Origin of the sequence: Salmonella sp. 32100201201700099SM (assembly GCF_017572645.1) — a bacterium.
GTDB classification, from domain to species: domain Bacteria; phylum Pseudomonadota; class Gammaproteobacteria; order Enterobacterales; family Enterobacteriaceae; genus Salmonella; species Salmonella enterica.
The window spans coordinates 298,326-310,615 of record NZ_JAGERQ010000003.1; the positions used below are offsets into that span (position 1 = coordinate 298,326).

Here is a 12,290-nt window from a genome sequence, read left to right on the forward strand (position 1 = left end):
AACGCACAACCGTGACGATTAACGCGTAATCGCGTAGACCGTACCGTCTTTGGCCTGGATGAGCAGTTTACCATCCGCCACCGTCGGTTCGGTCAGAAAACCGGAACTGTCTACTTTTTGTTGGGCCACAAAACGCCCGTCATCAACATTAATCCAGTGCAGATAACCTTCACTATCGCCGACGACTAAATCACCATTATACAGAACCGGGGAGGTCAGCAAACGGTGCAGCAGATCGCTTTGCGTCCACAGCGTTACGCCGCCGTCAGTGGTCAGCGCCAGCACGCGATCGTTCTGATCGACCAGGTAGATACGGTCGCCGTCGACGATAAAGTCATTGACCGAACCCAGCTCGCGTTTCCACATAATCTGACCACTGCGCAGATCCAGCGCCGTTAAGTTACCATTATACGCCAACGCGTAAACAACGCCGTTTACCACAACCGGCGTGGTATCAACGTCGCTCAGACGGTCAATTTCCGTTGGGCCAGTGGCCTGGGAGATACGCTGCTGCCAAATCATCTGCCCTTGTTGCATCAGCACGGCGCTGACGCGGCCATTATCACCACCAACGATAGCCGCGCCGAACGCGGTTGCCGGCGCAGATTCGCCGCGCAGCGACAGCGAAGGCATATCCAGGTTCACCGTCCATTTAATTGCGCCATCCGCCTGATTTAGCGCCTGCAACTGACCGTTGCTGGTATGGATAAGGACAATTCCATCACTGACAACCGGACGAGACAACGCTTCGCCTGCGACCTTCGTCTGCCATGCTGTGGTACCGTCGCTGGTATTCAGCGCATAAACCTCGGCCTTTTCACTGCCGATATAGACGTGACCGCCCGCGACAGTGACGCCGCCGGACAACAGCGCGGACGAACGAGAGAACCAGCCGTCTTTCTCGCCCAGATTCACAGACCAGATCTCTTTGCCATCATCCGCATTGAGCGCTTTTACCACGCCCGCGCGATCGGCTGCATAGACCACGTTATCTGCCATTACCGGATGAAGGTTAGAATAAAATTCACCAATTCCGTTACCGACAGAGGTGCTCCAGACCGTGGTCGGGGTAAACTGGTTTTCAACCTGCGGTAATGGAGACATCTTGACGACATCTTCTTCACCGCTAAACAGTGAACAGCCGCTGAGCAGGGTAACGGAAAGCAACCCTGGCAGAAGTAATTTACGCAATTGCATCGGGTCCCTCTCAGATGGACAAATTATTGATTTTCATCTGCATCATTTCGCTCAACGCCGGAGAAGCATCGCTATTGACGCCCGCTTCCCATGCGCTGCGCGCGCCTTTTTTATCACCCTTACTCAGCAACGCTTCGCCGCGCAAATCAGCGACAATGGCCGTCCATCCTTCGCCTTTAACGGCATCCAGAGTTTTCAGCGCAGCGTCAGCTTGCTTGAGCTGCAACTGAACGCGAGCGAGACGCAGATTAATCACCGCTTTGAGATTTTCATCGCTGGTGGCCGCCAACCCCTGCTGCAACTGGGCTTCGGCTTTTTTAAGTTCATTCTTATCCACAAACTGCTGCGCCAGTTCCATAGACGCCAGCGCACCATAGGTGTTTTTATTCTCAGCCGCGAATTTTTCAGCGGCGGGAATGCTATCCGGCTTATCGGCGCTTACCGCCGTCACCGCATTTTGATACGCCAGAGAAGCAGCACGCGCGGACTCCGTCTGATGGCTGCTCCAGTAACGCCAGCCAACCAGCGCGCCAACCCCTAAAATCACTCCGACAGCCAGCGCTTTGCCGTTTTCGGCAAAGAAGCGTTTAATCGCATCCACCTGGTCGTGTTCGTTCTCGTAAATTTCCACGCTGTCCTTCTCCTTAGCCCAATAAAGTGCGCAAATGCGCGGCGACGCTGTCCTGCGCCACTGCCGTTTGCTCACCGGAGCGCAAATCCTTCACTACAACAGTCCCATCGGCGACTTCAGATTCGCCAAGAACCAGTGCAATACGGGCGCCCCACTTATCGGCGCGGGCAAACTGTTTCTTAAAGTTGCCGCCGCCGTGGTTTGTCATTAGCTTCACGCCTGGCATTTCATCGCGCAGCCGCTCCGCCAGCGTCATTGCCGCAGACTGCGTTTGTGCGCCGGCAGCTACCAGGTATATATCGACAACAGGAGAGGCAATAAATTCCGGATTAACTGCCTGAACTAACAAAACAAGTCGTTCCAGGCCCATCGCAAAGCCCACTGCCGGGGTAGCGCGACCGCCCAGTTGTTCCACCAGACCATCATAACGACCACCCGCACAGACGGTACCCTGTGACCCCAGACTGTTTGTTACCCATTCAAATACAGTGCGGTTGTAGTAATCCAGACCGCGTACCAGACGCTGGTTGACGGTGTAGGCAATCCCCGCCGCGTCCAGCAATTTACACAGACCGGTAAAGTGCTCGCGTGAATCGTCATCAAGATAGTCGCCGAGAACAGGCGCGTCGTTGAGCAGCGCCTGCACGTCCGGATTTTTTGAATCCAGCACGCGCAGCGGATTGGTATACATGCGGCGTTTGCAGTCTTCGTCCAGCGTCTCTTGATGCTGTTCGAGGAACGCGACCAGCGCATCGCGATAGTTCGCACGCGCCTCTAAGGAACCAATAGAGTTCAGCTCCAGGCTAACGTGTTCAGAGATGCCCAGCGCGCGCCACCAGCGTGCGGTCAGCATAATCAGTTCCGCGTCGATATCCGGGCCTTGTAAGCCAAAGACTTCGGCGCCTAGCTGATGGAACTGACGGTAGCGGCCTTTTTGCGGACGCTCATGACGGAACATCGGCCCGATATACCACAAACGCTGTTCCTGATTGTACAGGAGACCATGTTCGATGCCGGCGCGTACACAGCCCGCCGTACCTTCAGGGCGCAATGTCAGGCTATCGCCGTTGCGATCCTCAAAGGTGTACATCTCTTTTTCAACCACGTCAGTAACTTCACCGATCGCGCGTTTGAATAACGGGGTCTGCTCTACAATCGGCAAGCGGATTTCACTGTAACCGTAGCTGCCGAGCACGTTTTTGAGTGTGCCTTCAATGCGCTGCCAGATGGCGGTTTCGCCAGGCAGATAATCGTTCATGCCGCGAATGGCTTGAATGTTTTTTGCCACGTTTATTCTCTTTCTGAATATAAAAATGAACCCTCAGCGCTTCCCCGAACGAACCGGGAGCCATGCGGGTTCAATCATACACGGGAAGCGCGCCGCTTCCCATCACGTTCTTATTTTTCAACCTGCAGCACGTCAATCCGACGCGCTTCATCAAGTTGACTTGCTTTCGCGCGAATACGGGATTCAAGCTGCGCGATCATATCGTCGTTATCGAGTCTGTCCTTACGCACGCCGTCTTCATACAGGCCGCTTTTCTTATTGCCGCCCGTCACACCCAGCGTCGATACCAGCGCTTCGCCCGGCCCGTTCACTACGCAACCGATGATCGAGACGTCCATCGGGGTGATGATATCTTCCAGACGCTGCTCCAGCGCGTTCACCGTGCCTATAACGTCGAACTCCTGACGAGAACAGGTCGGGCAGGCGATGAAATTGATGCCGCGCGCGCGAATGCGCAGCGACTTCAGGATATCGAAACCGACTTTGATCTCTTCCACCGGGTCGGCCGCCAACGATACGCGCAGCGTGTCGCCGATGCCTTCCGATAACAGCAGACCTAAACCGATCGCCGACTTAACCGCCCCGCTACGCGCGCCGCCCGCTTCGGTGATCCCCAGATGCAGCGGCTGATCGATCTGTTTAGCCAACAAACGATAAGACTCAACGGCAAGGAATACATCGGATGCTTTTACGCTCACTTTGAACTGATCAAAGTTGAGACGATCGAGATGATCCACATGGCGCATGGCTGATTCCAGCAGCGCCTGCGGCGTCGGCTCACCGTATTTTTCCTGCAGATCTTTTTCCAGCGATCCGGCATTTACGCCGATACGGATAGGGATGTTTTTGTCGCGCGCGCAGTCCACCACCATGCGAATACGTTCTTCGTTACCGATATTGCCGGGGTTGATACGCAAGCAGTCAACGCCGTATTCCGCTACTTTCAGCGCAATGCGGTAGTCGAAGTGAATATCGGCAACCAGCGGGACGTTAACCTGCTGTTTGATAAGCTTGAACGCTTCGGCGGCGTCCATGGTCGGTACAGAAACACGAACAATATCTGCGCCAACGCGCTCCAGCGCTTTGATCTGATTAACCGTCGCTTCCACGTCAGTGGTACGCGTGTTAGTCATCGACTGGACGGCGATAGGGGCGCCATCGCCAATCGGCACATTCCCAACGTAAATACGTGTCGATTTTCTACGTTGAATCGGAGCCTGGTTATGCATGAAAAATCTCCCGCGTTACCCGTCTGTTACTGCGCCGGTGTCGGTTCGGCATTAAGGGTCAGACGCGCAACCTGATTAGTTCTGATAAAGCGGCTCAGATCGACAGGTTTTCCTTGATACTGGATCTGCACCGCGGCCGGCGCGCCAATTTTAAGTTTATAAGGCGCCTGACCGGTTAGGTTTAAATTGCCATCTTTACGCTGCATACCGCTAAACAGTTTTTTACCCGTGGCGTCAGTGACTTCGAGCCAACAGTCAGCGGTAAAATTCATCACCAGCGCGTTCGGATCGGCAGCAGGCGCCGCTACGCCAGCCTGACTGGTCGGCAGCGCGGACGGCGTTTCCGTTGCCGCTGGCGCGGCAGATGTCGCAGCCGTATCGACATTCGCCTGCGAAGGCGCGACTACCGTATTTTGCGTCGCCGCCGCCGTTGGCGCTGGCGTTTGCGTCGCTGCCGTCGAATCAACCGGCGTCGCAGGAGCCGGAGCCGTTTGCGCTGGCGTCGTATCCTGGCTTGTCGCGGCACCGGTGTCCAGCGGTACGCTTTGGCCGCTGTCTTTATCTGCGTTCAGTTCAGCCGTGCTTTGATCGGCCATTGTCGTGATCTCTTCCTGCTGCGCCTTATGGTTCTGCCACCACCAGGCGCCGGTCAGCCCTACGACCACAAACAGTACCAGCCAGGTAAAAGACATTAACCAGCCGTCGCGTTTTTTACGACGCTTTCCTAATGAGAAACTCTGCATCGGGGCGACTTTAGCGGCGCGCAGCGGAGCTTGTTTTTCCAGCCCCGGCAGCAGTTCCTCTTCTGGAACATGCACCAGACGCGCATATGAGCGGATATATCCGCGCAGGAAGGTTGAAGCAAGATCGGACGGCGCCTTATCTTCTTCAATATCGCGTACCGTAGAAACCTTCAGGCAAAGTCGCTCAGCGACAGCCTGCTGGCTGAGTCCGAGTTGTTCACGGGCATTGCGCAGACGAACGCCGGTGGTTTGTGCTTCATTTTGGTCGTGCGTGGCTTCAGTATTCATTCGCTACAGCTACAGGTACGTGTAAATTAGGATTCAGGCGCCGACGAGCCGTAATGCCCGCCCACACCGCGAAACATCAGGTTAGTTAACCTTAGTCAGACAGTATAAGCCTGTCAGGCCGCAGATGACAAAACCGCTAAGACACAAGGCTAAACTCTTGTTGCACCATTACATACTGCCTTAAAGTCGACAAAAACGCACCGTTATTATTGACCAGACAAGTACAACGCCAGACATTATTCAACTGACATTGCGCCACGGTATAATGAATGCCCAGTGGCACAACTGCTATCAAATAGCCTTGATGTCAATCACCTCTCCCTGCATACGCTTACGCAGGGTACGTTTAGTACGGTCAATCACATCGCCTGCCAACTGTCCGCATGCCGCATCAATGTCATCGCCACGCGTCTTGCGTACGATGGTCGTGAAACCATAACTCATCAAAACTTTAGAAAAACGATCGATACGGCTGTTAGAGCTGCGGCCATACGGCGCGCCAGGGAACGGGTTCCACGGAATCAGATTAATCTTACAAGGCGTCTCTTTTAATAGCTCCGCCAGTTGATGCGCGTGTTCAGTGCCGTCGTTGACGTGGTCAAGCATCACGTATTCAATCGTCACGCGCCCCTGATTGGCGTTGGATTTCTCCAGATAGCGGCGAACCGCGCCCAGGAACGTTTCGATATTATATTTTTTGTTGATCGGGACGATTTCGTCGCGAATAGTGTCATTCGGTGCATGGAGCGAGATTGCCAGCGCAACGTCAATCATATCGCCCAGTTTATCCAGCGCAGGCACTACGCCGGACGTTGAGAGCGTGACACGACGTTTGGACAGGCCGAAACCAAAGTCATCGAGCATAATTTCCATCGCCGGTACGACATTGGTCAGGTTAAGCAATGGCTCGCCCATCCCCATCATGACCACGTTGGTGATCGGACGCTGGCCGGTGACTTTGGCCGCGCCGACGATTTTCGCCGCACGCCAGACCTGACCGATAATTTCCGATACGCGCAGGTTGCGGTTAAAGCCCTGCTGCGCAGTTGAACAAAACTTGCACTCCAGCGCGCATCCTACCTGTGAAGAAACACACAGCGTAGCGCGGTCGTCCTCCGGGATGTAGACCGTTTCAACGCGCTGATCGCCGACAGCAATCGCCCACTTGATGGTGCCGTCTGAAGAACGCTGCTCTTCAACGACCTCCGGCGCGCGAATTTCCGCGACCTCTTTTAATTTGCCGCGCAACACTTTGTTGATGTCGGTCATCTCATCAAAATTATCGCAGCAATAGTGATACATCCATTTCATCACCTGATCGGCGCGGAAAGGTTTTTCACCTAAGTTTTTAAAAAACTCGCGCATCTGCTGACGGTTTAGATCCAGCAGGTTGATTTTTGTTTCGTTGTTAAGAACTACCGGGGTACTGCTTTCAGGTGTGACAATTTGTTCAGACATATGCTATTCCGGCCTCGTTATTACACGTTATGGCCCCTGGAGGGTTGAAAAAAGAAACGCCCCGGTAAGCTTACTGCTCGTCCGGGGGCGCTGCATTGTACAAATTCTGGCGTAAGGATGCCACGTCTGCACGCGGCATTAGCAAAAATAATATTTGAACCGATAATTTATCGCCAACGCATTTACAGCGTGAAAGACGAAGGAGATTAACGGGTGCGTGGGCACACTTCGCCTTCACCGAAGAAAAAGGCGATTTCGCGCTGCGCGGATTCCAGCGAATCCGAACCGTGGGTGCCGTTTTCAGTTAAGCTATCAGCGTAGTCGGCGCGCAGCGTACCCGCCAACGCGTTCGCCGGATTGGTGGCGCCAAGCAGATCGCGGTGACGCTGTACCGCATTTTCACTTTCCAGCACGGATACCACGATAGGGCCAGAGGTCATGAACTCCACCAGACCGTCAAAGAACGGTTTGCCGTCGTGCTCAGCATAGAAGCCGCGCGCCTGCTCAACGGTCAGGTGCAGCATTTTAGTGCCAACAATTTTGAACCCTGCAGCTTCAAAGCGCGCAAAGATGCTGCCAATAACGTTTTTTGCCACCGCGTTGGGTTTAATGATGGAAAAAGTCCGTTCAATAGCCATGTTTACCTCTGAAATATGTTCTGTTGTTATGTCAGGCGCGGATTATAAAGAGCATCCCATCAATTGCCTATGGATATAGGTAACATTTTTTTAAAATAAAATGAGCATTAGCAACAAAAGTTAAAGGCGCACAGCAAACTCAGCGGACTGACACAGCACGCAGTGCGTGTGTTCAGGCGTGAGAGCATGGAAAGTACGTTTGCAGCTTTCGCAGGTGAGCGTATACGCCGCACTATGCCGCGTTGGGGCGGGTTCCACGTCAAACCGTAACCGCAATGCCTGATGCGGACATACCGCCGCACAGCCGCCGCATCCCGTACAATGCGCCGCCGCTATCGTCAGCGTGTCGTCGTCAAACTGGATAACGTTTTCCGGGCAGCTTCGCCAGCAGGCGCCGCACATCCTGCACTCTTGCGGACTGATTTCGGGTACGCATTCGCTGAACGCGGAAAACGCCTGTCTGAGACGCCGTTTCCCCGGCTCGACGGCGCACGGGGTAATGGCGTCGCGCGGAACATGAAACAGAGTGCGCCGCGAGGCATTAATTTCCGCGCCGACAACGTGTTTGAAAGACCAGCCCGGCTCGCCGTAGCGGCGCAGCGCTAAATTTAGCCCCGCCAACGCCATCAGCCACTGCGCCGATCGCTCCACCGCAATATCAATAAAGCGAATACCGTACTGGCTGTGCCAGAGAAGCAGTTCATCGACCGTTGGCGCCTGTAGCGAAAACGGCCCCACCAACGTATCCCCCTGCACAAAGCGTTTAACCGGTTTGATATCGGTAATGGCGTCAACAGGACAGACAAACAGACAGTCGCCACAGGCTATGCAGCGCGTCGTATCTATGCTGACCTGCCCCTGCGCCAGCGAAAACGCCTGCGCCGGACAAACATCGGCGCAAGCGCGGCAGGAAGAAAAACGAAAACGACGACGGACGCAGGCCTGCGTCACGTCTACCGCCGGATCGATCGTCAGGTTAACCATCAGCCAATACTAAAGAAGACGTAGCGCAGCATAATCTCGCCGAGAAGCAGCAATACGCTGCCCGCCATCAGAGTCCCTCTGGCGTTTCGCAGACCGCCTGCGGCAAAGCAGAGCATTCCCGCCGCTGAGACACACCAGCCGAGAAGATAGACGTCACGCAACTGCGCCAGCGCCTGTAGCGGATGATGCGGGAAAGTGACGACCGTCGTATCCACCGCATTAATATCCGCCAGCCATAGCGGCTGCATGATCAGACGAATCAACACCATCAGTGCGACCACCACCACAGCGCAGCGCATTGCGGCGCCAGCGTTGCGCAGATAAGCCAGCGCAATGACTACCGAGCCGATAATGCCTGACGTGCCAAAGAACAGCGCCAGCGTGTTGCTATGCTGCCAGGTCGCCACCGAGGCATGGATATAAACCTGCGCCATGCAGAATACATCCACCAGCCCGAACGCTGCCGCCAGCGCCAGCAGCGGCTGCCAGCCTGGCTTTCGGAAAAACAGCAGCACAACCCCCAGTCCCAGCGCCGCCAGATAAAGGCTGGCAAAGACGATTTCGCGACTCAGCCACGAACTGGCGACATGACGTAACGCATTTAGCGCGTTCAGGGGATAGCCCATGTGCAGCGCTGAAGCAAGCAGCCCCACGCAGGCCAGTACAAACGCCCCCGCCATCGCGGGAAGCGCGCCACGTGCAGGCACGCGTCCCTCTACGGCGTACTGGCGGCCCAACGCCAGCCACAGAGTCACACCCACAGACCCTTGCAAACAGAGCGTAAAAATCAGCAGCGGTAACTCATGCATGGCGTTTACCCTCTTTTTCTGCGCCCTGATGCGCTTTGACAACCAGATTAGGTTTGGTTATGGATGAATCTGGCAGCCCGTTAACGTCGCATACGCTATCGTACTTCGCGCGCAGTTCATCAATCGGGCCAAACTTGATGGCCTCCAGCGGACAGGTCGCGACGCAGACGGGCAGTTCACCTTTCGCCAGTAAATCAACGCACATGTCGCACTTGGACATTTGGCTGGTCTGCTCGTTAAGCTGCGGCGCGTCGTAAGGGCAGGACCAGGCGCAATAGCCACAGCCGACGCATTTGTCGGTATCAACGCGCACGATGCCGTCGCCCGGGCGTTTATGCATAGCGGTAGTCGGGCAATTTTTGGTGCAGACAGGGTCCGCACAGTGGTTGCAGGAAATGGAAAGCGTATAAGCAAATACGTTATTGCTGACCCCGCCCTGCCCGGTCGGGATGAAACTTCCGCCCTTGACTTCATAGACGCGGCGGAAACGACGGCCTACTTCCAGATTGTTTTTGTCTTTGCAGGCCACCTGGCAGGCTTTACAACCGGAGCAGCGTGAGGAGTCGATGAAAAATCCCAGTTGTTTATCGCTCACCGGCGGGTAATGTGTAAACTGACTCATGCTTTAGCCACCTCCACCAGCATGGTTTGATGTGAATTTCCCTTTGCCAGCGCGGTAATACGGGCCGAGCTGAGGACGTTCGCACAGCCGCCTTTATCAATACCGTTCTCATCCGGCTGCCACCAGGCGCCGGCCTGCATCGCGACAACGCCGGGAATAATGCGCGGCGTCACTTCCGCCGGGATTTCGCAAATCCCGCGTGAGTTATGAATACGCACCATGTCGCCATGCGTAATGCCGCGCGTTTGCGCATCCTGCGGGTTGATCCACAATGTCTGCTGCTGCACTTCAATCAGCCACGGGTTAGCGTATTGCGTTGAGTTGGCGCGGTTTTTTCCTTTCCACGTAATTAACTGGAGCGGAAAATCTTTCACCAGCGCATCCTCCGGGCCTTCATGCGCGGGAACGTAGTGCGACAACGCCGGGATTTCCGGATGCTGCATGTCGTACAGGCGCTTCGAGAAGATCTCTATTTTCCCTGACGGCGTCGGGAACGGATGATTGTCCGGATCGCGAATATTGTCTTCAAAGGCGATAAATGGCGCGCTTTTGAACAGATGCTGACGGGTCTTTTGCAGCGTGGCGAAATCCGGCAGATTTTCGTCCGGCATCGCCAGACGCGTCTGTTCCCAGATGTGTTCAATCCACGCTTTCTCATCGCGCCCCTGGCTAAATTCATTCTCAATGCCTAATTTCGCCGCCACCTCACGTAGCCAGTCGTAGTCGGAGCGCCGCTCAAATTCAGGCTCAATCAGTTTTTCAGAGAGTATCAGGTAGCTTGCCGTGCCCCAGGTTTCACCGATGTTCCAGCGTTCCATAAAGCTGGTTTCCGGCAGCAGTAGATCAGCGTATTTCGCGCTCGGCGTCATAAACAGATCGCTGGCGACAATAAACTGGATCTTTGATTCATCCTCCAGTACGCGTACCGCCTGGTGCAGATCGGGGTTCTGATTCGCCAGATAGTTCCCGGCCAGCGAGAACAGAATACGGATGTTACTGTCCAGCTTATCGGCATCTTTCAGCCCCATATCCGGCGTCACTTTGCTGGCGTCGTCTGCGGCCTGCACCCAGTTCATCGCCGAAATTTTGGCTTTTACCGGGTTATCCGGCATCTCCGGACCCGCGGCGAATTTACGGTTAGCGCAGCCGCCGTAACCCGCAGCCCAACCGCCTTTGATGCCGACATTACCGGTAATGGTCGCCAGTAGGGTCGAGCCGCGCGCGGTGCGCTCGCCGCAGTTGTGGCGCTGTGGTCCCCACCCCTGAATCAACGCGGCGGGTTTGGTATTCGCGTAATCACGCGCTAACTGGCGAATGGTTTGCGCCGGGCACATGGGTGATCTTTTCCGCCCACTCGGGGGACTTAACGACACCGTCTTTGGCGCCGGTCAGATACGCCACCAGCGATTCGTTAGCCGGTACGCCTTCCGGCATTGAGTCTTCATCAAAACCGATAGCGTAGCGCGCAATAAATGCGCGATCGTGCAGATTCTCGCTGATGATGACGTACATCATCGCGTCCATCAGCGCATTGTCGGTGGTGGGCAGCAGCGGGATCCACTGATCCGCCAGCGACGAAACGGTGTCGGAATAGCGCGGATCGACCACGATAAACCGCGTACCGTTCTGCTTCATCTTCTGCAAGAAATAGTTGGTATGACCAAAAATGGTCTCCGTCGGGTTATGGCCCCACAGAATCACCAGTTTGGTCTCCAAAAGTGTATCCAGGAACTGCCGCTGGCGGCAATGCCGTAAGTATAAGGCGTCGCGGCCGCCGTGTTGCCCATACTCACAGAATGGTAGCTTTCGAGATAGCCGCCGGTCAGATTCAGCAGGCGACGCGCCATTTTATCGCCGGAAAAGGTGCCGCCGGAAACGGCGGTGCCAACATGAACATAGCGCGAAGCCGGGCCATATTTTTCAGTAATCGATTTTAAATTATCGGCGATTAAGGTTGTCGCTTCATCCCAGGAAATTCGCTCGAATTTTCCTTCACCGCGTTTTCCTACGCGCTTCATGGGATATTTAAGTCTGTCAGGATGATAAACAAATTTACGGTATGCGCGTCCACGAACACAGGCACGCATCACCGGCATTTGCGCATCCAGCGCATTATCCGGTCGCGTTGAAATTCGCGTCACGATACCGTCACTAACATGCGCCCGAATATCGCATTTGCCCCCGCAGTCAAAAGTGCTGCATGTCTGAACGACTTTTTCCGCAGGCCTGTTTTCAGTTGCCGTCACAGCGCGCGCCTGAGCGGTAGCTGGCGAGGAGACAAACGGTAACGCAATAAGCGCGGAGCTGGCCTGGATAAAATGGCGGCGAGAAATAGCGGGCTGTTCGCCATTTCCCTGGCTTTTTATATTTTTCATGATCCGACTCGTCAAATAAAAACCCATT

The 12,290-nt window shown here is 55.0% G+C and carries 10 protein-coding genes and 1 pseudogene; all 11 read right to left on the reverse strand.

From position 1 onward, the window contains the following. Positions 1-18 precede the first annotated feature (18 nt). Positions 19-1,197, reverse strand: a complete 1,179-nt coding sequence (bamB, locus tag J4685_RS06975) for an outer membrane protein assembly factor BamB (protein WP_001177072.1) — start codon at positions 1,195-1,197, stop codon at positions 19-21. A gap of 10 nt (positions 1,198-1,207) precedes the next feature. After that, positions 1,208-1,828, reverse strand: a complete 621-nt coding sequence (locus J4685_RS06980; RefSeq protein ID WP_000409190.1) for a YfgM family protein — start codon at positions 1,826-1,828, stop codon at positions 1,208-1,210. Positions 1,829-1,841: 13 nt separating this feature from the next. Beyond that, positions 1,842-3,116 carry a histidine--tRNA ligase gene (hisS, locus tag J4685_RS06985; RefSeq protein WP_001107148.1) on the reverse strand — a complete coding sequence of 425 codons (1,275 nt, stop codon included), beginning with the start codon at positions 3,114-3,116 and terminating at the stop codon, positions 1,842-1,844. A gap of 110 nt (positions 3,117-3,226) precedes the next feature. After that, complete coding sequence (gene ispG / locus J4685_RS06990) at positions 3,227-4,345, reverse strand: flavodoxin-dependent (E)-4-hydroxy-3-methylbut-2-enyl-diphosphate synthase (protein ID WP_000551804.1); 1,119 nt, start codon at positions 4,343-4,345, stop codon at positions 3,227-3,229. A gap of 26 nt (positions 4,346-4,371) precedes the next feature. Continuing rightward, the gene (gene rodZ / locus J4685_RS06995) at positions 4,372-5,376 is read right to left on the reverse strand and encodes a cytoskeleton protein RodZ (RefSeq protein ID WP_001090890.1); all 1,005 of its coding nucleotides are present in this window, start codon (positions 5,374-5,376) and stop codon (positions 4,372-4,374) included. A gap of 291 nt (positions 5,377-5,667) precedes the next feature. Continuing rightward, a complete protein-coding gene (locus J4685_RS07000) occupies positions 5,668-6,834 on the reverse strand; it encodes a bifunctional tRNA (adenosine(37)-C2)-methyltransferase TrmG/ribosomal RNA large subunit methyltransferase RlmN (RefSeq protein WP_000003206.1) in 1,167 nt (388 codons plus the stop codon). Positions 6,835-7,040: 206 nt separating this feature from the next. Then, complete coding sequence (ndk, locus tag J4685_RS07005) at positions 7,041-7,472, reverse strand: nucleoside-diphosphate kinase (protein ID WP_000963846.1); 432 nt, start codon at positions 7,470-7,472, stop codon at positions 7,041-7,043. Positions 7,473-7,592: 120 nt separating this feature from the next. Next, the gene (locus J4685_RS07010; protein ID WP_000247774.1) at positions 7,593-8,456 is read right to left on the reverse strand and encodes a 4Fe-4S binding protein; all 864 of its coding nucleotides are present in this window, start codon (positions 8,454-8,456) and stop codon (positions 7,593-7,595) included. After that, on the reverse strand, positions 8,456-9,265 hold the full coding sequence (locus J4685_RS07015) for a dimethyl sulfoxide reductase anchor subunit family protein (RefSeq protein ID WP_000544884.1): 810 nt from the start codon (positions 9,263-9,265) through the stop codon (positions 8,456-8,458). Before J4685_RS07015 ends, J4685_RS07010 begins: the two co-directional genes overlap by 1 nt. Further along, entirely contained in the window at positions 9,258-9,887 is a 630-nt protein-coding gene (locus tag J4685_RS07020) for a DMSO/selenate family reductase complex B subunit (protein WP_000077433.1), read from the reverse strand. Before J4685_RS07020 ends, J4685_RS07015 begins: the two co-directional genes overlap by 8 nt. After that, positions 9,884-12,262, reverse strand: a pseudogene (locus J4685_RS07025) (DMSO/selenate family reductase complex A subunit). Before J4685_RS07025 ends, J4685_RS07020 begins: the two are co-directional and overlap by 4 nt. Positions 12,263-12,290 lie beyond the last annotated feature (28 nt).

Coding starts and splice junctions, on each gene's coding strand:
- J4685_RS07015 (WP_000544884.1), bottom strand. CDS start 9,265: ATGCATGAGTTACCGCTGCTGATTTTTACGCTCTGTTTGCAAGGGTCT.
- ndk (WP_000963846.1), bottom strand. CDS start 7,472: ATGGCTATTGAACGGACTTTTTCCATCATTAAACCCAACGCGGTGGCA.
- bamB (WP_001177072.1), bottom strand. CDS start 1,197: ATGCAATTGCGTAAATTACTTCTGCCAGGGTTGCTTTCCGTTACCCTG.
- rodZ (WP_001090890.1), bottom strand. CDS start 5,376: ATGAATACTGAAGCCACGCACGACCAAAATGAAGCACAAACCACCGGC.
- J4685_RS07020 (WP_000077433.1), bottom strand. CDS start 9,887: ATGAGTCAGTTTACACATTACCCGCCGGTGAGCGATAAACAACTGGGA.
- J4685_RS07010 (WP_000247774.1), bottom strand. CDS start 8,456: ATGGTTAACCTGACGATCGATCCGGCGGTAGACGTGACGCAGGCCTGC.
- J4685_RS07000 (WP_000003206.1), bottom strand. CDS start 6,834: ATGTCTGAACAAATTGTCACACCTGAAAGCAGTACCCCGGTAGTTCTT.
- ispG (WP_000551804.1), bottom strand. CDS start 4,345: ATGCATAACCAGGCTCCGATTCAACGTAGAAAATCGACACGTATTTAC.